This is a genomic window from Aeromicrobium sp. SP1 (assembly GCF_055663785.1).
Genome location: NZ_JBQVVK010000001.1, coordinates 2,224,870 through 2,247,712 on the forward strand (window position 1 = coordinate 2,224,870; position 22,843 = coordinate 2,247,712).

Consider the following 22,843-nt stretch of genomic DNA (forward strand, 5'->3'; position numbering starts at 1 on the left):
GCCGTGACACGATGACGACGTGCGGCCGCTGACGACTCTTCCCAAGGCCCACCTGCACCTGCACTTCACGGGGTCGATGCGCCACGGGACCCTGCTGGAGCTGGCGGAGCGCGACGGGATCCGACTGCCCGCCGGCCTCGTCGAGGAATGGCCGCCCCAGCTCTCGGCCGCCGACGAGAAGGGCTGGTTCCGGTTCCAGCGGCTGTACGACGTCGCCCGCTCGGTGCTGCGCACGCCCGACGACGTGCGCCGACTCGTGCGCGAGGCCGCGGAGGACGACCGCGCCGACGGCTCGGTGTGGACCGAGATCCAGGTCGACCCGTCCGGCTACGCGGCGCTGTTCGGCGGGATCACGGCGTTCACCGACCTCGTGATCGACGCCGTGCGAGAGGCCACCACCGCCACGGGCCTGCCGATGAGCGTCATCGTGGCCGCGAACCGCACCCGTCACCCGATGGACGCGCGCACGCTCGCACGGCTCGCCGCGCAGTACGCGGGACGGGGCGTGCACGGGTTCGGCCTGTCGAACGACGAGCGGCGCGGCGACACGGCGTCGTTCGAGCCGGCCTTCCGGATCGCCGAGCGGGCCGGGCTGCTGTCGGCACCGCACGCCGGCGAGCTGCGCGGGCCGGACCACGTCCAGACCTGCCTCGACCACCTCTCCCCCGGCCGGCTCGGGCACGGCGTGCGCGCCGCGGAAGACCCCGCGGTGCTGGACCGGCTGGCCCGCGAGGGCGTCGGACTCGAGGTCTGCCCGGCGTCCAACGTCGCCCTCGGCGTCTACGCGACGATCGACGAGGTGCCCGTGCGCGACCTCGTCGCGGCCGGCATCGACGTCGCCCTCGGCGCCGACGACCCGCTGCTGTTCGGCACCCGGCTGGCCGGGCAGTACGCCCTGCTGCGCGCCGCGCAGGACTTCTCCGACGCGGAGCTGGCCGAGCTCGCGCGCGCCTCGCTGCGTGCCTCACGCGCGCCCGACGACGTGCGCCACGCCGCGGCGTCGGCCATCGACACGTGGCTGGCCGACGAGCATGGAACGATGGGGCCATGAGCGAGAACCAGCCGCCGTCCTATCCAGGAGACCCCTCGGGTCAGCAGCCCGAGCCGGGCCAGCAGCAGCCGTACCCGGGTCAGCAGCCCGAGCCGGGCCAGCAGCAGCCCTACCCGGGCCAGCAGCCCTACCAGGGTCAGCAGCAGCCCTACGCGCCGCCGCCGGCCCCGGGCTACGCCGGTCAGCCGTTCGCGCCGAAGCACCCGCAGGCCACGCTCGTGCTCGTGCTCGGCATCCTCGGGCTCATCGTGTGCGGCTTCCTCGCCCCGTTCGCGTGGGTCATGGGCAACCGCGTCGTCCGCGAGATCGACGCGAACCCGGGCGCCTACCAGGGTCGCGGCGAGGCCAACGCCGGCCGGATCTGCGGCATCATCGGCACGATCTTCCTCATCCTCGGCGTCCTGCTGGGCGCCTTCGCGATCGTCCTCCTGGGGATCGGGGTGGCCAGCTCGGACTTCGACGAGTCGACGTACTCGCTGGTCGGGCTGCTGTCGTGACCGACGGACCCCAGGGTCCGTACGGTCCGAACCCGTGGGCGCAGTGGCCACAGCCGCTGCCCAACCACCCGAACGCGACCACCGCGCTGGTGCTGGGCATCGTCGCGGTGGCCGCGGGCGTCCTGTTCACGTGCTCGTGCGGCGTGGGGGTCGTGATCTTCGCGCTCGGCCCGTTCGCGTGGTACCTCGGCGGCAAGGCCGTGCGGGAGATCGACGCGAACCCCGGCGTGTACGGCGGACGGTCGGAGGCGTCGACCGGTCGCATCCTGGGCATCGTCGCGACGGTGCTGCTCGTGCTGAGCGTGATCGCCTTCGTCGCGTTCGTCGCGCTGCTGGTCGGCAGTTCGGAGTTCCGCGAGGGCTTCGATCCGGACCCCGACGGCAGCTACACGCGACTGCTGCTCAGAGGCTGACGCCCACGAGCACCGGCTCGTTGACGAGTCGGACGCCGAACCGGGCCTCGACCCCGTCGCGCACCTCACGCGCGAGGGCGACGAGCTCGGCGGTGCTCGCCCCACCACGGTTCGTCAGGGCGAGGACGTGCTTGCCCGACAGGGCGACCCGGCCGGAACCGTGGCCCTTCTCGAAGCCCGCATGGTCGATCAGCCACGCCGCGCTCGTCTTGACGCTCCCGTCCGGCTGGGCGAACCGGGGCGCGGCCTCGGGCAGCGCCGCCGCGGCGTCCGGCGGCAGGATCGGGTTCGTGAAGAAGGAGCCCGCGCTCCACGTGTCGTGGTCGGCGGCATCGAGCACCATCCCCTTGCCGCCGCGCAACGCCAGGACGGCCGCGCGCACGTCGCCCAGCGGCGCACGCTCGCCCTCGGCGACCCCGAGCCGGCGGGCCAGCTCGCCGTAGCGGACCGGAGCGCTCAACCGACCGGCGAACCGCAGCTGGAAGGCGACGGTCAGCACGACGAATCGACCGGGCTCGTCCTTGAAGCGGCTGTGGCGGTAGCGGAAGCCGAGATCGGTGAACATGATCGTGCGCACGCGCTTCTCGGCGCGGTCCCACGTGCGGACGCTGACGATCGTGTCGGCGACCTCCTGCCCGTAGGCGCCGACGTTCTGGATCGGGGTCGCCCCCACCGAGCCGGGGATGCCCGAGAGCGCCTCGAGCCCCTCCCAGTCGCGCTCGACGGCGTAGGCGACGAAGTCGTCCCAGTCCTCGCCGGCCGCGACGGTGACCATCGCTCCGCTGCAGGCGTCGGCCGAGACGTCGATCCCTCGGGTCCGGACGAGCACGACCGTGCCGTCGAAGCCCTCGTCCGCGACGACCAGGTTGCTGCCCCCACCGACGAGCAGGACCGGTTCACCGGCCTCGTCGGCGGTGCGGACGGCATCGATCAGCTCGGCCTCCGTCGTCGCCTCGACGACGACGCGCGCCGGACCGCCCAACCGCAGCGTGGTGACCTCGGACAGCTCCATGACCGCGAGCCTATCGAGCGCCCCCGCAGGCCGTGAAACGTCGACGACCCCCGCTCCCTGCCGGGAACGGGGGTCGTCGGAGCGCTGGATCAGCGGGTCTCGCGGTGCGCGCGGTGGGTGTTGCAGCGCGGGCAGTACTTGCTGACCTCGAGACGATCGGGATCGTTGCGACGGTTCTTCTTCGTGATGTAGTTGCGTTCCTTGCACTCGGTGCAGGCCAAGGTGATCTTGGGACGAACGTCGGAGCTCTTGCTGGCCACGGGGTGCCTCTTCTGGTCGGTGCCCTGCCCGTTGCCGGGCCGGGGACTTGCTGCTGTTCTTGCCGTGAGTGGTAGCTGGGGCGGGACTCGAACCCGCGACACCACGATTATGAGTCGTGTGCTCTAACCACCTGAGCTACCCAGCCACGGAGTTGCGAGTCGCCTCGCTCCTCAGAGCCCCTTTACGGAATCGAACCGTAGACCTTTTCCTTACCATGGAAACGCTCTGCCGACTGAGCTAAAGGGGCAAGCCGAGGGACAACATTACCGGGTCGGGTGCCGGTCTCCCAAATCGGGGTCCCCGCCCCTGCAACCGCAGGCTCAACGGGCCACGGCGGCGAGCGTCGAGGGCCACGACGGGCCGCCGTAGATGAAGCCCGTGTACGCCTGGACGAGGTCCGCGCCGGCCTCGATCCGGGCCGTCACATCGGCCTGCGTCGTGATGCCGCCGACGCCGATCAGGGCCAGGCCGTCGCCCGCCCGTGCCCGGATCCGGCGCAGCACCTCGAGGGCGCGGTCGGCCAGCACCGGGCCCGACAGGCCGCCCGCGCCGGCGGCGTCGACGACCGATCGCGGGGTGTGCAGCGACTCGGGGCGTGCGATCGTCGTGTTCGTCGCGCTGATGCCGTCGAGGCCGAGCATGAGCGCCAGCTCGGTGACGGCATCGACGTCGTCGTCGGCGAGGTCCGGGGCGATCTTGACGACGAGCGGCACGCGCCGGCCGTGGTTCACGTCGGCCACGGCCTTGACGCCGGCCAGGATGGGCTCGAGCGAGTCGACGGCCTGCAGGTCACGCAGACCCGGCGTGTTGGGGCTCGAGACGTTGACGACGAGGTAGTCCGCATACGGAGCCAGCAGGCGCGCACTCTCGACGTAGTCGGCGGCGGCCTGCTCGGCGGGCACGACCTTCGTCTTGCCGATGTTGACCCCGATCACCGCCCGGCGACCGGCCTTCGTCGCGCGCAGCCGGTGCAGCCGCGAGGCGACCTGGGCGGCGCCCTCGTTGTTGAAGCCCATGCGGTTGACGATCGCGTGGTCGTCGACGAGCCGGAAGAGACGGGGTCGCGGGTTGCCCGGCTGCGGCCGCGCCGTGACGGTGCCGATCTCGACGTGACCGAAGCCCAGCGCGAGCAGACCGGGCACGCCGCGGGCGTTCTTGTCGAAGCCCGCCGCGAGCCCGAACCGGTGCGGGAACTCGACGCCCATCACGGTCACGGGGTGCGGCTCGACGCGGTACAGCAGGCCCGTCGCGGGCCGGCCGGCCCGGATCGCGGCGAACGCACGCTCGTGGATGCGCTCGGGATCCATACGGGCGAAGACGTTGTCGAACAGTGCGTCGTAGGCCACGGCGACCAGCGTAGGCCACGCGATCTCCCGACCCGCTGGGCGTGACGTTCGAGGGGTGAAATCGGCGGTTTCACTCCTCGAACGTCACTGCCAGCGCTTCAGCGGACCCAGGCGGCGACCCACCACAGGACGCCGTAGGGGTCGTCGGAGTAGGGCACCGAGACGGTCCAGCCGGGGCCGAGGTCGTCGCCGAGGGCCTTGAGCTCCTCGAGTCCACTCGCCCACAGGTCGCCGGCGAGCGTCGTGTCCAGCGCCGCGAGCCGGCGGCCGTCTCCCGAGCGCAGCGCGAGGTCGACCGCGTCGTCGAGGGCGAAGGCGCGCTCGTCGAGGTGGCCCGGGGCCTTCTCCGCGCGCTTGGCGCTGCCGTTCGCCATGACGAGGACCACCTCGGCGCCGGCGACGATCGAGCCCTCGAAGCCGACCGCGTCGAGCAGCGTGCGGCCGACGGGCTCGGCGAACGGGTCCGCGCCGAGGATGGACACCGCGTCGGCATCGGCCGTCATCGCCCGCACGACGCTCGTCGCGGAGAGTCGCAGGTCCGCGACCGGGTCGACCCGACTCGCATAGCGCGGCAGGAGCGCGGGCGCGGGTGGGACCACGACGACGCGGCGGATCACGCCAACCCCCGGATCGCGCGGGTCGGCGGGCGTCGGCCCGCGATCGTCCACGCCATGTCGACCACCTGCCGCGTCTCGGGAACCTGGTGCACGCGGTAGACCCGGGCGCCCGCGGTCGCGCAGATCGCCGTGGCGGCAAGCGTGCCGAGCAGTCGCTCCCCCACCGGGCGGTCGAGCGTCTCGCCGACGAAGTCCTTGTTCGACAGCGACACCAGGACGGGCCAGCCCGTCGCGACCATCTCGTCGAGCCGCCGGGTGACCTCGAGCGAATGGAACGTGTTCTTGCCGAAGTCGTGTGCCGGGTCGATGAGGACGCTCTCGCGGTCGACCCCGAGGGACACGGCGCGCTCGGCCTGCGCGACGGTCGACGCGATCGCATCGGCGACGACGTCGTCGTACTCGAGGCGATGCGGCCGGGTGCGCGGCGTGACGCCGCCCGTGTGCGTGCACACGAGCGCGACGTCGAACTCGGCGGCGACCTCGGCCAGGCCCGGGTCGGCGCCGCCCCACGCGTCGTTCAGCAGGTCGGCGCCGGCCTCGCAGACGGCCCGGCCGACCTCAGCCCGCCACGTGTCGACACTGATCACGAGGTCGGGGAACGCGGACCGCACGCGCTCGACGAAGCCGACGACCCGGCGCTTCTCCTCGTCGGCGTCGATCGTGACACCGGGCGCGGCCTTGATGCCGCCGATGTCGACGATCTCCGCGCCCTCGTCGACGACCTGCTGCACGCGCTCGAAGGCCGAGTCCTCGGCCCACGTGGCGCCACGGTCGAAGAACGAGTCGGGGGTGCGGTTGACGATCGCCATCATGAGGGCGCGGTCGTCGGCGAAGCGGTGGCGGCCCAGTCGCAGGGTCATCGGGCGACCTCCGTCGCGGGCGGCCGCTCGACGAGGTCGACGGTGCGGGCGACCGGCGCGAGTCCCGTGGCCCCCGGGAGGTACTGGCGCAGCTCGGCCTCGCTCGCGTCGACGTGGCGATCGGCCCGGGACAGGACGGCGGCGGCGAGCTGGACCGCCATCGGCCCGAGGTCGTGCAACGACTGGTGCGAGTGCGCCCGCACCCCGAGGTCCACCTGCGCGACGGCATCGACACCAAGCCGGCTCGCGACGTCGATCAGGGCGGCGAGGTCGACGCCGTAGCCGACCGGCACGGCCAGCGTCTCGTAGACCGCACGCCGGACGGCCCACTCCCCCGCGAGCGGCTGGACGACGCCCGTGAGCTCGGGGAACATCAGCGCGAGCAACGGACGGGCGACCAGCTCCGTGGCGCGGCCACCGCCGTGTCGCACCTCGGAGCGACCGTCGCGGAACGGCCGCTCGTAGAAGCCCTTCACGAGAGCGATCTCGGGGTCGGTCAGCAGGGGCCCGAGCAGGCCCGTGACGAAGCCGAGGTCCCACTCGGTCAGGTCGGCGTCGACGAACGCGAGCAGGTCCCCCGACGTGACGAGCTGCGACTTCCAGATCGCCTCGCCCTTGCCGACATGGCTGCCGAGGTCGGGCCGGATGTCGGCGAGCGCATGGACGGTGGCGCCGGCCTCCCGCGCGATCCGCGCGGTCGCGTCGGTCGAGTCACCGTCCACCACGACGAGCTCGTCGACGAGGGGCGCCTGCTCGACGAACGCGGCGTGGATGCGTCCGACGACGTCGCCGATCGTGTCGGCCTCGTTCCTGGCCGGGACGACGAGGCTCACGGTCAGCCCGGTCTCGGCCTTGGCTGCGAGGAGTCCCTCGACCTCCCACGTGCGCCCGTCGAAGGTCCGGCGGTCGAACCACGTGTCTGCCACGCGATCACCGTACCGGGGTCAGGTGCGCGGCTCGTCGACGATCTCGCCACCGAGCAGGCGCTCGACGATGAACTGCGCCTGCGTCGGGCTGGGCGCCTCGACCGACTCGTCCTCGTCGGGCGGGCCGTCGTACCCGAGCGACGCGATCGCGGCGCGGCGTGCGGCCTCCAGGTCGAGGTCGAGGTCCTCGACGACCGGCCGGCGGGCCTCCTCGAGCAGGTCGAGCTCGTAGGCGTCCGGGACGAGGTCGTAGAGGCTGCGCAGCGACCAGTCGTCGCCGGGTCGGCGGTCCGGATCCGAAGGGTGCACCCTCTGACGATAGAACGGCCCCCCGCCCGAAGGCGAGGGGCCGATCCGAACGTGGCAGGTGCAGGATTCGAACCTGCGAAGGCAATGCCGGCTGATTTACAGTCAGCTCCCTTTGGCCGCTCGGGCAACCTGCCGCGACAGTCCGCAAGATTACCCCAGCAGGTCGCCGACCTCGAAATCGGCCCTACAGCAGGCCCGACGCGAACACCGCCTCCATGACGGCCAGCAGCGTGACCAGCAGGGCCACGTTGACGATCGTGAACAGCTTGAGGAACTCGCGCGTGCGGCCCGGCCGGAAGCGCTCGTGCTGGCGCAGGGCGATGAGGCTCGCCAGCGACGCGACGACCGTCCCGACGCCGCCGACGTTGACGCCCACGAGCAGCTGGCGCCAGTCGTCGGTGAAGTGCGAGAACAGGATCGCCGCGGGCACGTTGGAGATGACCTGACTGGCGCCCGCACTCCACAGCATCACGTGGTCGGACAGCACGTCGGACAGGACCTCCTGCACCCCCTCCGTGCGCGAGAGGTTGCCACTGAACACGAAGAACGCCACGAAGGTGCCGAGCAGGGCGTAGTCGACCCGCCGCAGCGCGTTGGGATCGAGGAACAGCAGCACGAGCGGCACGGCCAGACCGGCCCACACGGGCAGGATCCGCAGGACGACCGCGATCGCCAGCAGGAACAGGACCAGCATCACGGCCGCCCGGCGCACCGGGATCCGCGCATGCATCGCGATCGGCTCGATCGGGGCGTTCTCGACGAAGAGGCACGGCACGAGGACCAGCACGACCGAGAGGGCGAACGGGATCGCCAGCACGGCCACGAACTCGTGGATCGGGATCTCGTAGCACTGGTAGAGGTACAGGTTGTGCGGGCTGCCGAACGGCGTGATCATGCCGCCGAGGTTGGCTCCCGCGGCCTGCATGACGAACGTGAAGGCCGCGTACTCCTCGTTGCCCGTGTTCCGCAGGACGACCCACGACAGCGGCAGCAGCGTCAGCAGCGCCATGTCGTTCGTCACGAGCATCGACGCGACCATCGTCAGCGCGACGAGTGCCGTGATGACGGCCCGCCGGGTGCGCAGCAGCCACACGACCCGCTCGGCCAGCACCCCGACGACGTGGAGGTCGTCGAGCGCCCGGATGACCGCCATCATCGCGAACAGCGACACGAGGGTACGACCGTCGAGGTAGTCGAGGTATTCACCGGTCGGCGGCACGAGCAGGCAGGACAGCAGCGCCAGCACGACCGAGACCACCAGGACGACGTGAGTACGCACGTATCCCGTGACGGCGGCCAGACGCATGCGGTCACGGTCTCACGCCGCGACGGGCCCCGCCGCGAGAGGCCGTAGGGTGGGGGCATGGCCGATTCCTCCTTCGACATCGTCAGCAAGATCGACCGCCAGGAGGCCGACAACGCCCTCAACCAGGCGGCCAAGGAGATCGCGACGCGCTACGACTTCAAGAACACCGGCGCCTCCATCGACTGGAGCGGCGAGTGGGGCGTCGAGATCACCGCGAACGCCGAGGAGCGCGCACTCGCGGTCCTCGACGTCTTCAAGGAGAAGCTGATCAAGCGCGGCATCAGCCTCAAGACCCTCGATGCCGGCGACCCGCGCCAGTCCGGCAAGGACGTCAAGATCAACGGCTCCTTCGGCGAGGGCATCAGCACCGAGCAGGCCAAGAAGCTCTCGAAGCTGATCCGCGACGAGGGCCCCAAGGGCGTCAAGGTGCAGATCCAGGGCGACGAACTGCGCGTCTCGAGCAAGAAGCGCGACGACCTGCAGGCCGTGATCGCCCTGATCAACGGCCAGGACCTGGACTTCGCGGTCCAGTTCACCAACTACCGCTGAGACCTCACCGCGACGCCGCTGCGGATCAGCCGCGGCGCGCGCCGCGCAGGACCAGGAGCGCGGCGGCGGCCAGGAAGCCCGCGGCGATCGCGAGCGCGACCGAGGCGTTCGTCCGGTCGGCGACGGCGCCCAGGGCCATGCCCCCTGCGGCCGCCGAGCCGAGGAACGCCATCGAGGTCACCGAGAGCGCGGTGCCCCGGCGCGCGTCGTCGACCCGGTCGTGGACGAGGGCGTTGTAGGACGCGCCGAAAGACGTGTGCACGAGGTAGCAGAGCCAGAACCCGCCGACGAGCACGAGCGGTCCGGCGGCGAGGGCCATCACGACGAGGCCGGTCGCCTCGACCGCCACCAGGGCGGGACCGAGCACGTCCGGCCCCACCTTCCGCAGGACCCTTGAGGCGATCGCGGCGCCGAGCGCCGCCAGGCCCCACGCGACCGACGAGACGACGCCGAGCACGGCTCCGGCGCCCGACGGGTCGGCGCTGAACTCGGCGAGCCGCACGGGCATGAACAGCTCGAGCGCCGCGACCCCGACACCGACCATCACCATCGCCGCGGTGAGCATCCGCAGCCGCGGCCCCAGGGCGAGGCCGACACCCGCGCGCAGCGCTCCTCGCCATGCCGAGGCGGCCGGTGGGCCCGAGGCCGGCGCGGGCTCCATGAGCCACGCCGCGCATCCGACCTGGACCACGACCACCGCGATCGCCGCCGCGTACGGCAGCGCCAACGACACGTCGGCCGACCACGGCGCGCGCCACAGGAAGCCGGCCGACAGCAGCGACCCCACGGCGAGGGCCCCGCTCGTCACGCCGCCCGCCGCGGCAAGTCCCGGTGGCACCTCACTGGCCGCGCCCCGGGCGATCTCCGCATCGACGAACCACGCCTCCAACGGCCCGCTGTCCAACGCCCGGAACAGCCCGCTGACGCCCCATGCGACCGCGAACGCGAGGAATGTCTGGGCGGTCATCGTCAGCACGTACGCGCCGATCGCGGCGACGCCCGAGGCGATGAACACGGGCCGCCGGCCCCACGAGTCGGTCAACGCTCCACTGGGGATCTCCAGCGCGATCACGACCACGCCCTGGGCCGCGAGTGCGGCGCCGAGCTCGGCGACCGTCAGGCCGCGTTGCAGGGGCAGCAGCAGCGCGACCGGCATGAGCAGACCGGTCGCGAACCACCGCAGCGCGAGAAGCAGCAGGAATCGTCGCCGCAGCCCCATGGCTCGACTCTAGGGGCGACCCTGGGGGAAGCAGCGACGCCCGCGGGGTGTTGAGTGTCCATGTGGCGACCGCGAACACCGACTCCAGGTCAGGACTGATCTTCGGCGCCGCGGCCTACCTGTGCTGGGGTTTCTTCCCGCTGTACTGGCCGCTGCTGGACCCCGCCTCACCGTGGGAGGTGCTGGCCCACCGGATCGTGTGGACGCTCGTCCTGTGCGTCGGCCTGCTGACCGTCACCCGCAAGTGGCAGTCCTTCGCGGCGATCCTGCGCCAACGCCACCTGATGGTCCTGATGGCGGTGGCGTCGCTCGTGATCTCGGTCAACTGGGGCTCGTTCATCTGGGGCGTCACGAACGGCCACGTGATCGAGACGTCGCTCGGCTACTTCATCAACCCGCTCGTCACGGTGCTGCTGGGCGTGTTCGTGCTCGGCGAGAGCCTGCGACGCGCCCAGTGGGTCGCCGTCGGGCTGGGCATCACTGCGGTTCTGGTGCTGACGATCGACTACGGCCGACCGCCGTGGATCTCGCTGATCCTGGCGTTCAGCTTCGCCGCGTATGGGTTCATCAAGAAGCGGGCGAATCTCGGCACGGTCGAGGCGCTCTCGGTCGAGACCGCCATCTCGGGGCCGTTCGCGGTCGCCTATCTGGCGTTCCTCGGCACCGCGGGAACCCTCACGTTCGGCCACGAGGGCACGGCCAACACCCTGCTCCTGATGGGCACGGGCGTCGTGACCGCGATCCCGCTGCTGCTGTTCGGCGCCGCCGCCACGCGACTGACCCTCACGACGATCGGCATGATCCAGTACCTCGGGCCGATCCTGCAGTTCATCTTCGGCCTGACGATCTTCGGCGAGCCGATGACCAGCGCGCGCTGGGTGGGCTTCCTGATCGTGTGGGCCGCGCTCGTGATCTTCACGGTCGACGCCGTGCGGAACCGACGCCGCACGAAGCAGACCGTCGACGAGTGCGCCGCGGAGTCCACGGCCCTCTGACGGACCCGCTGGGTCAACCGAGGCGCTGGGTGGAGCGGGTGCAGAGGGCGTCGAGGGCGTCGCGGGCCGATCCCGCGGGCAGCTTGTCGAGCAGGGCGCGGGCGGCGTCGGCCTCCGCGCGGACGTAGTCGCGCGCCTGGTCCATCGCGGGGTGCTCGCGCAGCGCCCGGATCGTCCACTGGACGTCGTCCTCGTCGAGGATCGGACCGCCCAGCAGCGCGTGCAGGCGCTCGTCGCCGTCGACCGGCGACTGCTGGACCAGCAGGGTCGGCAGGGTCGGGACGCCCTCGCGCAGGTCGGTGCCCGGGACCTTGCCCGAGTCGTCGGCGTCGCTCGCGATGTCGATGATGTCGTCGGCCAGCTGGAACGCGAGGCCGATGCGCTCGCCGAACTCCAGCAGGGTCGCCTCGATGTCCGGGCCCGCACCCGACATCATCGCGCCGAAGCGGGCCGCGGTCGCGATGAGCGAGCCGGTCTTGTCGGCGACGACGGACAGGTAGTGCTGCAGCGGGTCGTCGTCGACACCGGGGCCGAGGGTCTCGCGGATCTGGCCGTGCACGAGACGGGCGAACGTGTCGGCCTGGATGCGCACGGCGTCCGGACCGAGGTCCGCCACGAGCGACGAGGCCCGGGCGAACAGGAAGTCGCCGACGAGGATCGCCACCGAGTTGTCCCAGCGCGCGTTGGCGCTCGGGGCTCCGCGACGCATCGCGGCCTCGTCCATGACGTCGTCGTGGTAGAGCGTCGCCATGTGCGTCAGCTCGACGACGACCGCGGCCGGCACGATGTCCGGCGCCGTCGGGTCGCCGAACTCGGCGCACAGCATCATGAGCAACGGACGGAACCGCTTGCCGCCGGCCTGCAGCAGGTGCGCTGCGGCCTCGGCGACCAACGGCTCGTTGCTGTGTGCCTGCCGTGCGAGCAACTCCTCGGCACGCTCGACGCTGGACGAGACGCGCTCCTCCAGCGCGGCATCAGCGAACGACCCGACGCTGGCCACGGTCCACTTCCTTCCGACCCGATCGACTACACGGTGCCGCTAGCGTACGAAGACGCCGGCGTGCTGGGCCAGATCGAGGATCGGACCCGGCACGATGCCGAGCACGACCGTCGCGATCACGGCCAAGGCAATGACCACGGTAGTCGGCACGCCCGCGGCCGCGACCGTCGGCCCTTCGCCGACCGGATCGGTGAAGAACATCAGCACGATGACCCGGACGTAGAAGTACGCGGCGATCGCACTGCACAGCGCGCCGATGACGACCAGGAGCCAGGCCCCGCCCGCCCAGGCGGCGCTGAACACCGTCCACTTGCCGATGAAGCCCGCCGTGAGCGGGATGCCCGCGAAGGACAGCATGAACAACGCGAACGCGCCGGCCAGGAACGGGGACTCCTTGCCGAGCCCCGCCCACTTGGACAGGTGCGTCGCCTCGCCCGACGAGTCGCGGACGACCGTGACGATCGCGAACGCGCCGATCGAGCCGATGCCGTAGACCAGCAGGTAGAACAGCACCGCGGAGACCGAGGTGATCGCGGCGCCGTCCTTCGTCCCGAGGTAGGCACCCGAGAGTCCGACCAGCAGGAAGCCCGCGTGCGCGATCGAGGAGTAGGCCAGCATGCGCTTCACGTCGGTCTGGCTGATCGCGACGATCGAGCCGAGCAGCATCGTGATGACCGCGACGACCCACAGCACCGGGCGCCAGTCCCAGTTCGCGCCGCCGAACGCGACGAACAGCACGCGCAGCATCGCGATGAAGGCAGCCGCCTTGGTGGCAGCGGACATGAACGCGGTGACCGGCGTCGGAGCGCCCTGGTAGACGTCGGGCGTCCAGCTGTGGAAGGGCACCGCACCGACCTTGAAGAGCAGGCCCACGAGCAGCAGGGCGATCGCGGCCAGCAGCAGCGGACCCTCGTCGGTGCGCGCGGACACGGCCGTGTCGATCTCGCTCAGGTTGAGGCTGCCGGAGTACCCGTAGGCCAGCGCTGCGCCGTACAGGAAGAACGCCGACGAGAACGCACCCAGCAGGAAGTACTTCATCGACGCCTCCTGGCTGAGCAGGCGGCGACGGCGGGCCACGCCGCACAGCACGTACAGCGGCAGCGACAGCACCTCGAGGGCGACGAACATCGTGATGAGGTCGTTCGAGACGGCGAAGAGCATCATGCCCGACAGCGCGAACAGCGCGAGCGGGAAGACCTCGGTGTGCTCGAGCCGCGCCTTCGTGGCCTCGGCCTCGCCGGGCGAGCCCGGGGCGTCGGCGGCGCGGCCGATGAAGTCGCTCAGACCGCCCTCGTGGTGCCGCTCGGCGAAGAGCAGGAACGACAGGGCGCCGAAGACCAGCAGCATCGCCCACGTCAGGACGCCGGGACCGTCGACGGACACGGCGCCCTCGGCACCGGTCGCGCCACGTGCGGGCCACGTAGCGTCCTCGATCGAGTCGAGTCCGAGGTAGACCCACACGGTCAGCGCGAGCGTCACGAGGGTGCCCGCGACCGCCACGATCGACTGCGTCACGAATCGGGCGCGCCGGGGCACGGTGATCTCGACGAGGAGTCCGACCATCGCGGCCACGAAGATCGCGATGAGCGGCGACAACTGGGAGTAGTCGATGTCGGCGGCCAGGATGTCGGGAGCGTCGGTGGCGGCCGGCACGACGGACAGCAGCGTGCTCATTCGTGGCCCCCTTCCGTCGTCGTGTCGCCTTCCAGGTCGATCGGTCCGCGCAGCGGCGGATCACCCACCCCGACCGTCTGCACCACCGGGTCGACCGCCGGGTTGATGACCGACAGCAGCGGCTGGGGCAGGAAGCCCAGACCCACGATCAGCACGAGCGCGGGCGCCAGGGCACCCACCTCACGGTGCGAGAGGTCGCTGAACCCCGCGACCTCAGGCCGCACGGGACCGGTCATGGTGCGTTGGTACATGAGCAGGATGTAGACGGCGGCCAGCACGATGCCGAGCGTCGCGACGGTGGCGATCGGGATCGACCGGGTGAACGTCCCCGCGAGGACGAGGAACTCCGAGACGAACGGCGCCAGACCCGGCAGCGAGAGGCTCGACAGACCACCGAGCAGCAGCACGCCGGACAGCACGGGAGCGACCTTCTGGACGCCGCCGAAGTCGCTGATCCGGGCCGAGCCGCGGCGCACGATCATCATGCCGGCGACGAGGAACAGCACGGCGGTCGAGAGACCGTGGTTGAACATGTAGAGCACCGAGCCGGCCATCGACGTCGTCGTGAACGCGAAGATGCCCATGATGATGAAGCCGAAGTGCGACACCGACGTGAGCGCGATGAGCCGGCGCAGGTCGTCCTGGCCGATCGCGAGCAGCGCACCGTAGAGGATGCTGATGACCGCGAGCACGAGCACGACCGGGCTGGCCCAGTCGGAGGCGCCGGGGAACAGCTCGAGGCACCAGCGGATCATGCCGAACGTGCCGACCTTGTCGATCACGCTGACCATGAGCACCGAGGTGCCGGGCGTGGCCGAGGCGGCCGCGTCGGGCAGCCACGTGTGCAGCGGCCACAGCGGCGCCTTGATCGCGAAGGCGATGAAGAAGCCCAGGAACAGCAGGCGCTCCGTCGTGTCCGACATCGACAGGCCCATGAGGTCCTCGTGCAGGAAGCTGGCGCCGCCCTGGCGCGACGTGAGGACGTAGAGCCCGACGACCGACGCGAGCATGAGGAGTCCGCCGACGAGGTTGTAGACGAGGAACTTGACCGCGGCGTAGCTGCGGTGCGCGCCGGTGCCGTGGGCGCCGATCAGGAAGTAGATCGGGATCAGCGTGGCCTCGAACAGGACGTAGAACAAGAAGACGTCGGTCGCGGCGAACACGCCCAGCGCGAGCGCTTCCAGCACGAGCATCCACGCGAAGTACGCGTTCGTGCGGCGCGGCTCGTCGATCTTGTCGCGCCACGACGCGACCAGCACGATCGGCGTCAGCACCGTCGTCAGGAAGATCATCGTCAGGCCGATGCCGTTGACGCCGAGCGCCCAGTGGACGCCCAGGGCGCCGATCCACTCGACGTCCTCGGTCAGCTGGTAGCCGCCGCTGTCGATGTCGAACCGGTTCAGCAGCGCGACCGACATCACGAGGGTCAGGATCGAGACGCCGACCGCGACGAGCTTGGCGGTCCGGCCGTCGTCGGTCCGCGGGAGCAGCGCCACGACGAGCGCACCGAGGAACGGGACGGCGATGAGCAGCGAGAGCATCATGCGAGCGTCACCGCCAGCAGGCCCAGCAGGACCACGAGAGCACCTCCGAGCACCATGAGTGCGTAGGAACGGACGAAACCTGTCTGGGGCTTGCGCAGCTCACTGGAGAGCTCGCCGATGCGGTCGGCCGCACCGGTCACGAGACCGTCGAGGACCCTGGCGTCGGCCCACACGAGGGCGCGGGTCAGGTGGGTGACCGGACGGACGACGAGGGCGTCGTTGATCTGGTTGCCGTAGAGCTCGTTGCGACCGGCCCGCGTGAACACGGACACCTGCGAGTCCGGCGGCGCCTCGTCCGCGATCACGGTGCCGCGACCGTAGAGGAGCCACGCGAGGACGACGCCGGCGGCGACGACCAGCAGGACGATCAGGGTGATGGCCAGCAGCGGCAGCGGCGGCTCGTGGTGCACCGCGTGCCCCGTGGCCGGCTCGAGCCACTCCTCGATCCAGTCGCCGAGCGCCATGACGCCCGCGAACAGCGACAGGGCGGCCAGCACGATGAGCGGCACCGTCATGACCGACGGCGACTCGTGCGGGTGGACGTCCTCGCGCCAGCGCTTCTGGCCGAGGAAGGTCATCAGCATGAGGCGCGTCATGTAGAACGCCGTGACGCCGGCGCCGATCAGCGCGGCGATGCCGACCCACACGTTCTGGGCCAGCGCGGCCTCGATGATCTTGTCCTTGGAGAAGAAGCCCGAGGTGCCGGGGAAGCCCAGGATCGCCAGGTAGCCCATGCCGAACGTGTAGAACGTGATCGGCATGGCCCGGTGCAGCGCACCGTAGTGCCGCATGTCCACGTCGTCGTTCATGCCGTGCATGACCGAGCCGGCGCCAAGGAACATGTTGGCCTTGAAGAAGCCGTGCGTGAGCAGGTGGAAGATCGCGAAGGCGTAGCCCGCGGGACCGAGGCCCGCCGCGAGCACCATGTAGCCGATCTGGCTCATCGTCGAGCCGGCGAGCGCCTTCTTGATGTCGTCCTTCGTGCAGCCGATCCATGCGCCGGCCAGCAGCGTGACGAGGCCGACCGCGACGACGAAGTTCCGCGCCGTCGGCGTGACGTCGTAGATGTCGTGCGAGCGGACGATCAGGTAGACGCCGGCGGTGACCATCGTCGCGGCGTGGATGAGCGCCGAGACGGGTGTCGGGCCCTCCATCGCGTCGAGCAGCCACGCCTGCAGCGGCACCTGTGCGGACTTGCCGCACGCGCCCAGCAGCAGCAGCAGGCCGAGGGCCGTGGCGACGTTCCCCGAGACCGAGTGGACCTGCTGGTTGACCGCCGCGATCGAGGTCGTGCCGAACCACGCGAACATCGTCATGATCGCGAGGGCCATGCCGAGGTCGCCGACGCGGTTGAGCACGAACGCCTTCTTGGCCGCGGCCGCCGCGGACGGCTTGTGCTGCCAGAAGCCGATCAGCAGGTAGGACGCCAGGCCGACGCCCTCCCAGCCCAGGAAGAGCACGAGGTAGTCGCCGGCGAGCACGAGCGTGAGCATCGCGGCGATGAACAGGTTCAGGTAGGCGAAGAAGCGCCGGCGGCGCTCGTCGTGCTCCATGTACCCGATCGAGTAGACGTGGATGAGCGTGCCGACGCCCGTGATGAGCAGGACGAACAGGCTCGAGAGCGTGTCGAACGTGAACTGGAAGTCCACGTTGAACGAGCCCGCCTGGATCCACGTGCCGAGGTTCGAGGTGACCGAGCGGTCGCCCTCGTCACGGCCGGCGAGCTGGGCGAACATGACGGCGCCGAGCACGAACGAGGCGCCCGAGCACGCCGTGGCGATGAGGTGCCCGAAGGCGTCGGACTCCTTGCCCCACAGCAACAGGAGCGCGGCGCCCGCCAATGGGATGGCGATGAGCAGCCAGGACTGGTCCAGCAACGCGACTCCTTAGGCCTTCAGCAGGTTCGCCTCGTCGACCGAGGCCGAGCGACGCGTGCGGTAGATGGACACGATGATGGCCAGGCCGATGACGACCTCGGCGGCGGCGACGACCATGACGAAGAAGGCCGCGACCTGTCCGTCGAGGTTCCCGTGCTGGCGCGCGAACGACACGAACGCGAGATTCGTCGCGTTGAGCATGAGCTCGACGCACATGAACACGACGATCGCGTTGCGGCGGATCAGGACGCCGATCGCGCCGATCGAGAACAGCAGCATCGACAGAGTCAGATAGGCGGTCATTGCGGCGCCCCCTTCGTTCCGTCGAGATCCGGATGCTCGGTGGTGGCGGGTCGCTCGGTCGGCTCGAGGTCGGTCGCGGCGATCTCGCCGACGATCTCCTCGACCTCGTGCGTGTCGCGCGGGGCGGCCTCCTGGTGGCGGGAGATGAGGCTCTCGGGCACCGACTCCGGCAGCGGGGTGCCGTCGGGCAGCAGCGCCGGGGTGTCGACCGCGTTGTGCCGGGCGAAGACGCCCGGGGTGGGCGCGTTGCCGGGGTGGCGGCCGGTCTCGGCGTACTCGCGCAGGCGGCGCTCCTGCAGCTCGATCTGCGTGGGCGGGTCGACGAGACGCTCGCGGTGGGCGAGCACCATGGCGCCGAGGACGGCCACGATCATGAGCGCGGCGGTGAACTCGAACGCCAGGACGTACTTCGTGAAGAGCAGTTCGGCGAGGCCGTGGACGTTGCCGTTCTCGTTCGCGCTGCCCAGCCCGACGACGGCCGCCGAGACCGCCTGGCCGACCGCGAGGGCCAGCACGAGGGCGAACAGGATGCCGAGGACGGCCGCGGCGGCGCGCTGGCCCTTGATCGTCTCGACGACCGACTCGGTCGTGTCGACGCCGACGAGCATCAGCACGAACAGGAACAGCATCATGATCGCGCCGGTGTAGACGATGATCTGCACGGCGAACAGGAACGGGGCGCCCTGGGCCGCGTAGAGCATCGCGAGGCAGATCATGACGACCGCGAGGGACAACGCCGCGTGGACCGCCTTGCGCGCGAAGATCAGTCCCATCGCCGCGATCACCATGACCGGGGACAGGATCCAGAACGCGGTCACGACGCGACCTCCCCGCTCGCGCCGTCGCCGTTCGACACCTCGACGATCGGCAACTGCTTGCCGCGGTAGTAGTCGTGTGAGTCGTCGCTGATCAGCATCCCGTGCGGCGGCGCCTGCATGCCCGGCAGCAGCGGGGCGAGCAGGTCGTCCTTCTCGTAGATGAGGTCCTCGCGGTTGTCGTCGGCGAGCTCGTAGATGTTCGTCATCGTGAGCGCGCGAGTCGGGCACGCCTCGATGCACAGCCCGCACAGGATGCAGCGCAGGTAGTTGATCTGGTAGACGCGGCCGTAGCGCTCACCGGGGCTGAACCGCTCGTCGTCGGTCGTGCCGTTGCTGGCGCCCTCGACGTAGATCGCGTCGGCGGGACAGGCCCAGGCGCACAGCTCGCAGCCGACGCACTTCTCGAGGCCGTCGGGCCAACGGTTGAGCTGGTGCCGACCGTGGAACCGCGGAGCCGTCGGCCCCTGGGTCGTGCGCTTCTTGCCGTCCATGAAGGGGTACTTCTCGGTGACGGGCTTGCGGAACATCGTCCGGAACGTGACGCCGAAGCCGGCGATCGGGTCCCAGAGCGTCTCCTTGAGCGTGCTCATCGGTGCTCACTCTCCCCACGGGTGGGTGCGGTCGTGGCCTCCTGGCGCTGGTGCGGCAGGGGCGGGACGGGGTAGCCGCCGGCGAACGCGTCGAACTCGGCAGGCTCGTCGGCGAGGGGCTCCTCGTCCTCGGCCTTCGTCGGCAGGAAGAACGTCACGATCAGCAGCACGCCCGCCACGCCGGCCGCGATCAGCATCACGTTCCGGTCGAGCATGTTCTCGACCTGGAGCTTGCGGATGAACGCCAGCGCGACGATCCAGCCGAGCGCGATCGGGATGAGCCACTTCCAGCCGAAGTGCATGAACTGGTCGTAGCGCATGCGCGGCAGGGTCCCGCGCAGCCAGATGTACATGAAGATGAAGCACAGCAGCTTGCCGACGAACCACAGGACGGGCCAGTAGTCCTCGTTCGCGCCGGGCCAGATCTGCGCGATGCCGAACGGGGCGCGCCAGCCGCCGAGGAACATCGTCGTGGCGAGCGCCGAGACGGTCACCATGTTGATGTACTCGGCCAGGAAGAACATCGCGAACTTGAACGACGAGTACTCGGTGTGGAAGCCGCCGACGAGCTCGCCCTCGGCCTCGGGCAGGTCGAACGGGGCGCGGTTCGTCTCGCCGACCATCGAGATGACGTAGATGATGAACGACGGCAGCAGCGGGATGAAGAACCAGACGTCCTCCTGCGCCGCGACGATCTCGGACGTCGACATCGACCCGGCGTAGATGAACACCGCGACGAGCGACAGGCCCATCGCGACCTCGTAGCTGATCACCTGGGCGCTCGAGCGCAGTCCACCGAGCAGGGCGTAGATCGAGCCGGAGGACCAGCCGGCCAGGACGATGCCGTAGACGCCGATCGACGCGACCGCGAGCACGTACAGCACGGCGACGGGCAGGTCGGTCAACTGCAGCGGGGTCTCGTGGCCGAAGAAGTTCACGACCGGCCCGAACGGGATGACGGCCCACGCGATGAACGCGGGGATCACGGCGAGCAGGGGCGCGATGTAGTAGACGACCTTGTCTGCGGCCTTGGGGAAGATCTCCTCCTTGAGGCCCAGCTTGACGCCGTCGGCGAGGGCCTGCAGGAGGCCGAACGGGCCCCAGCGCTGCGGGCCGACGCGGTGCTGCATGCGCGCGACGACCTTGCGCTCGAACCAGATGTTGAACAGCGTGATCAACACGAGGAAGACGAAGATCAGCAGCGCCTTGAGGCACACGACCCACCACGGATCGTTGCCGAACAGCTCATCGAGGCTCATGCCTGACCTCCCGCGAGGGTGACCCGGCTGCCGTGCCCGGCGCCGAGGGCGGCTCCGAGGTGGACGCCGGAGTTCGTGGGCGCCCAGACGACCCCGTCGGGCAGATCGGCGACCTCGGCCAGGAACGCGGCCGAGCCGGCCGGGCCGGTGATCGTCGCGGGGCCGCCGGGATCGACGCCGAACGCGCCGAGGGTCGCGGCGCTGGCGCGCAGCACCGGCACCCGTGCGGTCTGGCGGTACGTGTCGGCACCGTCCTGCAGGCTGCCGTCGTCGACGAGCAGCTTCCACGTGTCGAGGACGACCTTGCGGGCGGCGGCCTTGGCGGCGGCCGGCTTGCGCGGTCGGTAGCCGGCACGCTTGCCGTCCCACGGACCGAGCTCGCGCCACTCGTCGCCGGCCTGCTCGGGCGTGCGGACGCCGATCGGGCGGCCGAGCTCCTCGGCGATGCCGGCGAGCACGCGCACGTCGGGCAGGGCCTGGGACTCGCGCAGGACCTTGAGGAAGGGCCGCGGGCGACCCTCCCAGTTGACGAAGGTGCCGGCCTTCTCGACCGGCGGGGCGACGGGCAGCACGACGTCGGCCAGGGCCGTGACGGCGCTCTCGCGGACCTCGACGCTGACCAGGAAGTCGACCGCCTGGAGGGCAGCGAGCGCCGCGGCCGGATCGGCGAGGTCGTCGAGGTCGACGCCGGCGACGACGAGCGCACCGAGCTCGCCACTCGCGGCGGCGGCCACGATGGCGTCGGTGTCCAGACCTGCCGCGTCGGGCAGCGAGGGGACGCCCCAGTCGGCGGCGACGTCGGCGCGCGCCTCGGCGGAGGCGACGGGACGACCACCGGGCAGCAGCGTCGGCAAGCAGCCGGCCTCGAGGGCGCTGCGGTCACCCGCGCGACGCGGCACCCACGCGAACCGGGCGCCACTGGCGTCGGCCTTGGCGGCGACGGCCGACAGGGCGCCGGGGATCGTGGCGAGTCGCTCGCCCACGAGGATCACGGCGGCACCGTCGAGTTCGAGCGCCTCGATCGCGGCGGCCTCCTCGCCCGGGACGGTCGGCACGAGCGTGCCGTCCATCTTGGTGAGGCCACGCGTCGCATGGCTCGCGATCGCGACGACCTTCACGCCGTGCTTCTTTGCGGCCTTGCGCAGCCGCAGGAAGAGCACGCCGGCCTCGTCCTCGGGCTCCAGGCCCACGAGGACGACGGTCGAGGCCTTCTCCAGCCCGGCGTACGAGACGCCGATCGGGGTGCCGGCGACCTTGGCGGTGAGGAAGTCGGTCTCCTCCTTGGACGTCGCGCGGGCGCGGAAGTCGATGTTGTTCGTGCCGAGCGCGACGCGGGCGAACTTCGCGTACGCGTAGGCGTCCTCGACCGTGAGGCGACCTCCGGTCAGGACGGCCTTGCCGGCGGCGGCGGCCAGGCCGCGGGCCGCGACGGCGAGCGCTCCGGGCCACGACGTGGGCTCGAGCTCACCGGTCTCGGGGTTGCGCACGAGCGGCGTCGTCAGCCGGTCGTCCTGGCGCGACCACGTGAACGCGAAGCGGTCCTTGTCGGTGATCCACTCCTCGTTGACCTCGGGGTCGTCGCCGGCGAGCCGGCGCATGACCTTGCCACGGCGGTGGTCGACGCGGATCGCGGCACCCGAGGCGTCGTGCTCGGTGACCGACGGGACGCTGATCAGGTCGAACGGCCGCGAGCGGAAGCGGTAGTCGGCGCTCGTGAGCGCGCCGACGGGGCAGATCTGGATCGTGTTGCCGCTGAAGTACGAGCCGAACGGGACGTCCTCGGCGATGCCGATCTGCTGCTTGGCGCCACGCTCGAGCAGCGCGATGAACGGATCGCCGGCGATCTCGGACTGGAAGCGTGTGCAGCGCTGGCACAGGACGCAGCGCTCGCGGTCGAGCAGGACCTGCGACGACAGCGGCAGCGGCTTCGGGAACAGGCGCTTCGTCTCGATGAAGCGGGACTCCGCGTGACCGTGCGAGAGCGACTGGTTCTGCAGGGGGCACTCGCCGCCCTTGTCGCACACGGGGCAGTCGAGCGGGTGGTTCGCGAGCAGGAACTCGAGGATGCCCTTCTGCGCCTTGTCGGCGACGGGCGACGTCACCTGCGTGCGCACGACCATGCCGGGCGCGACCTCGAGCGTGCACGAGGCCTGCGGCTTCGGCATCCCGCGGCCGTTGCCGGCATCGGGGATCTCGACGAGGCACTGGCGGCACGCGCCGGCCGGGGCCAGCAGCGGGTGGTCGCAGAACCGCGGGATCTCGGTCCCGATCAGCTCGGCGGCACGGATCACGAGCGTGCCCTTCGGAACGCTGACCTCGACGTCGTCGATCGTGAGCGAGACCAGCTCGACCGGAGTCGTGTCGGTCGGGTTCGGCTCGGTGACGGTCATCGCACACCTCCGGTCACGGTGGTTGAG

23 protein-coding genes and 3 tRNA genes are annotated in these 22,843 nt (G+C 70.8%); 5 read left to right on the forward strand and 21 right to left on the reverse strand.

Going from position 1 to position 22,843, the window contains the following annotated elements; translation table 11 throughout:
- Positions 1-19 precede the first annotated feature (19 nt).
- Genes ACT26F_RS10980 through ACT26F_RS10990 form a run of 3 tightly spaced genes read left to right on the forward strand, consistent with a single transcriptional unit; the run spans position 20 to position 1,961 of the window.
- Positions 20-1,051 carry an adenosine deaminase gene (locus ACT26F_RS10980; RefSeq protein ID WP_471670570.1) on the forward strand — a complete coding sequence of 344 codons (1,032 nt, stop codon included), beginning with the start codon at positions 20-22 and terminating at the stop codon, positions 1,049-1,051.
- Entirely contained in the window at positions 1,048-1,548 is a 501-nt protein-coding gene (locus ACT26F_RS10985; RefSeq protein ID WP_471670571.1) for a DUF4190 domain-containing protein, read from the forward strand. Before ACT26F_RS10980 ends, ACT26F_RS10985 begins: the two co-directional genes overlap by 4 nt.
- Positions 1,545-1,961: a hypothetical protein gene (locus ACT26F_RS10990; protein WP_471670573.1), complete on the forward strand. Its 417-nt coding sequence runs from the start codon at positions 1,545-1,547 to the stop codon at positions 1,959-1,961. Before ACT26F_RS10985 ends, ACT26F_RS10990 begins: the two co-directional genes overlap by 4 nt.
- Here the strand turns inward: ACT26F_RS10990 and ACT26F_RS10995 are convergent.
- The 11 genes from ACT26F_RS10995 to ACT26F_RS11045 form a co-directional block, all read right to left on the reverse strand.
- Positions 1,951-2,973 (reverse strand): UDP-N-acetylmuramate dehydrogenase, encoded by a 1,023-nt coding sequence (locus tag ACT26F_RS10995; RefSeq protein WP_471670574.1) that lies wholly within the window; start codon positions 2,971-2,973, stop codon positions 1,951-1,953. The two genes, ACT26F_RS10990 and ACT26F_RS10995, sit on opposite strands and share 11 nt — an antisense overlap.
- An 89-nt stretch (positions 2,974-3,062) precedes the next feature.
- Positions 3,063-3,233, reverse strand: coding sequence for a 50S ribosomal protein L33 (gene rpmG / locus ACT26F_RS11000; RefSeq protein ID WP_471670575.1), 171 nt, complete (start codon positions 3,231-3,233; stop codon positions 3,063-3,065).
- Positions 3,234-3,302: 69 nt separating this feature from the next.
- Positions 3,303-3,379: transfer RNA gene (locus tag ACT26F_RS11005), tRNA-Met, on the reverse strand.
- Between the two features lie 29 nt (positions 3,380-3,408).
- Positions 3,409-3,481 (reverse strand) — tRNA-Thr (locus ACT26F_RS11010).
- Between the two features lie 73 nt (positions 3,482-3,554).
- Positions 3,555-4,580: a quinone-dependent dihydroorotate dehydrogenase gene (locus ACT26F_RS11015; protein WP_471670576.1), complete on the reverse strand. Its 1,026-nt coding sequence runs from the start codon at positions 4,578-4,580 to the stop codon at positions 3,555-3,557.
- Positions 4,581-4,678: 98 nt separating this feature from the next.
- Positions 4,679-5,197 carry a class III extradiol ring-cleavage dioxygenase family protein gene (locus ACT26F_RS11020; protein WP_471670577.1) on the reverse strand — a complete coding sequence of 173 codons (519 nt, stop codon included), beginning with the start codon at positions 5,195-5,197 and terminating at the stop codon, positions 4,679-4,681.
- Entirely contained in the window at positions 5,194-6,057 is an 864-nt protein-coding gene (gene folP / locus ACT26F_RS11025; RefSeq protein ID WP_471670578.1) for a dihydropteroate synthase, read from the reverse strand. Before folP ends, ACT26F_RS11020 begins: the two co-directional genes overlap by 4 nt.
- Entirely contained in the window at positions 6,054-6,983 is a 930-nt protein-coding gene (locus ACT26F_RS11030; protein ID WP_471670579.1) for a glucosyl-3-phosphoglycerate synthase, read from the reverse strand. Before ACT26F_RS11030 ends, folP begins: the two co-directional genes overlap by 4 nt.
- An 18-nt stretch (positions 6,984-7,001) precedes the next feature.
- Positions 7,002-7,292, reverse strand: coding sequence for a hypothetical protein (locus tag ACT26F_RS11035; RefSeq protein WP_471670581.1), 291 nt, complete (start codon positions 7,290-7,292; stop codon positions 7,002-7,004).
- A gap of 52 nt (positions 7,293-7,344) precedes the next feature.
- A tRNA-Tyr gene (locus tag ACT26F_RS11040) sits at positions 7,345-7,426 on the reverse strand.
- Between the two features lie 50 nt (positions 7,427-7,476).
- Positions 7,477-8,598, reverse strand: a complete 1,122-nt coding sequence (locus ACT26F_RS11045; protein ID WP_471670582.1) for an SLC13 family permease — start codon at positions 8,596-8,598, stop codon at positions 7,477-7,479.
- Positions 8,599-8,655: 57 nt separating this feature from the next.
- Between ACT26F_RS11045 and ACT26F_RS11050 the strand changes: the two genes are divergently transcribed.
- Positions 8,656-9,147: a YajQ family cyclic di-GMP-binding protein gene (locus ACT26F_RS11050; RefSeq protein WP_471670583.1), complete on the forward strand. Its 492-nt coding sequence runs from the start codon at positions 8,656-8,658 to the stop codon at positions 9,145-9,147.
- Between the two features lie 25 nt (positions 9,148-9,172).
- On the opposite strand, the gene ACT26F_RS11055 is transcribed toward ACT26F_RS11050, so the two are convergent.
- Positions 9,173-10,366 (reverse strand): MFS transporter, encoded by a 1,194-nt coding sequence (locus ACT26F_RS11055; protein ID WP_471670584.1) that lies wholly within the window; start codon positions 10,364-10,366, stop codon positions 9,173-9,175.
- Positions 10,367-10,428: 62 nt separating this feature from the next.
- Between ACT26F_RS11055 and rarD the strand changes: the two genes are divergently transcribed.
- Positions 10,429-11,361: an EamA family transporter RarD gene (gene rarD, locus ACT26F_RS11060; protein WP_471670585.1), complete on the forward strand. Its 933-nt coding sequence runs from the start codon at positions 10,429-10,431 to the stop codon at positions 11,359-11,361.
- Positions 11,362-11,374: 13 nt separating this feature from the next.
- Here rarD and ACT26F_RS11065 read toward each other — a convergent pair whose 3' ends face one another.
- From ACT26F_RS11065 to ACT26F_RS11105, 9 genes are read right to left on the reverse strand one after another with little or no spacing between them, the layout of a single operon-like run.
- Positions 11,375-12,361, reverse strand: a complete 987-nt coding sequence (locus tag ACT26F_RS11065) for a polyprenyl synthetase family protein (RefSeq protein WP_471670586.1) — start codon at positions 12,359-12,361, stop codon at positions 11,375-11,377.
- A 39-nt stretch (positions 12,362-12,400) separates the two neighbouring features.
- Entirely contained in the window at positions 12,401-14,035 is a 1,635-nt protein-coding gene (gene nuoN / locus ACT26F_RS11070) for an NADH-quinone oxidoreductase subunit NuoN (RefSeq protein ID WP_471670587.1), read from the reverse strand.
- A complete protein-coding gene (locus tag ACT26F_RS11075; protein ID WP_471670588.1) occupies positions 14,032-15,576 on the reverse strand; it encodes an NADH-quinone oxidoreductase subunit M in 1,545 nt (514 codons plus the stop codon). Before ACT26F_RS11075 ends, nuoN begins: the two co-directional genes overlap by 4 nt.
- Entirely contained in the window at positions 15,576-17,456 is a 1,881-nt protein-coding gene (gene nuoL, locus ACT26F_RS11080) for an NADH-quinone oxidoreductase subunit L (RefSeq protein WP_471670589.1), read from the reverse strand. Before nuoL ends, ACT26F_RS11075 begins: the two co-directional genes overlap by 1 nt.
- A 9-nt stretch (positions 17,457-17,465) precedes the next feature.
- Positions 17,466-17,759 (reverse strand): NADH-quinone oxidoreductase subunit NuoK, encoded by a 294-nt coding sequence (gene nuoK, locus ACT26F_RS11085; protein WP_471670590.1) that lies wholly within the window; start codon positions 17,757-17,759, stop codon positions 17,466-17,468.
- Positions 17,756-18,577, reverse strand: a complete 822-nt coding sequence (locus tag ACT26F_RS11090; RefSeq protein ID WP_471670591.1) for an NADH-quinone oxidoreductase subunit J — start codon at positions 18,575-18,577, stop codon at positions 17,756-17,758. Before ACT26F_RS11090 ends, nuoK begins: the two co-directional genes overlap by 4 nt.
- On the reverse strand, positions 18,574-19,167 hold the full coding sequence (nuoI, locus tag ACT26F_RS11095) for an NADH-quinone oxidoreductase subunit NuoI (protein WP_471670592.1): 594 nt from the start codon (positions 19,165-19,167) through the stop codon (positions 18,574-18,576). Before nuoI ends, ACT26F_RS11090 begins: the two co-directional genes overlap by 4 nt.
- On the reverse strand, positions 19,164-20,426 hold the full coding sequence (gene nuoH, locus ACT26F_RS11100; protein WP_471670593.1) for an NADH-quinone oxidoreductase subunit NuoH: 1,263 nt from the start codon (positions 20,424-20,426) through the stop codon (positions 19,164-19,166). The genes nuoI and nuoH overlap by 4 nt, the downstream gene beginning before the upstream one ends.
- Positions 20,423-22,816 carry an NADH-quinone oxidoreductase subunit G gene (locus ACT26F_RS11105; protein ID WP_471670594.1) on the reverse strand — a complete coding sequence of 798 codons (2,394 nt, stop codon included), beginning with the start codon at positions 22,814-22,816 and terminating at the stop codon, positions 20,423-20,425. Before ACT26F_RS11105 ends, nuoH begins: the two co-directional genes overlap by 4 nt.
- Positions 22,817-22,843: the final 27 nt, after the last annotated feature.